This is a genomic window from Pandoraea sp. B-6 (assembly GCF_000282835.1).
In the GTDB taxonomy this organism is placed as follows: Bacteria; Pseudomonadota; Gammaproteobacteria; order Burkholderiales; family Burkholderiaceae; genus Pandoraea; species Pandoraea cepalis.
This window is the reverse complement of the sequence record NZ_KB290517.1, coordinates 1-300: the sequence shown is the minus strand read 5'-3', so window position 1 is coordinate 300 and position 300 is coordinate 1. Positions and strand designations below refer to the sequence as shown.

The 300-nt window shown below is 70.3% G+C and carries 1 pseudogene; it reads left to right on the top strand.

The features are described 5' to 3' along the window. Nucleotides 1–300: pseudogene (locus A985_RS29195) on the top strand (hypothetical protein); the annotation flags it as partial.

The window sequence follows — 300 nt, the reverse complement described above, 5'->3', positions numbered from 1 at the left end:
CGAGCAATCGGGCGGCATCGAACAGGTCAATCGCGCCGTCACGCAGATGGACGAAGTCACGCAGCAGAACGCGGCGCTTGTGGAAGAAGCCGCGGCCGCGGCCGGCTCGCTCGAAGAGCAGGCCAATCGTCTGAAGACGGTCGTCTCGGTGTTCCGTCTGGACGCCAGTCAGGCGGCGTCCAGCCACACGGCGCCGACGCTCGCGGCCGCACCGGTGGTCCGCCCCGTTGCAAAGAAGGTGAAGGCGACGGCGCCCGCTGCGTCCGCACCGACGTCAGCGGTGGCCCCGAAGGCCGCGCC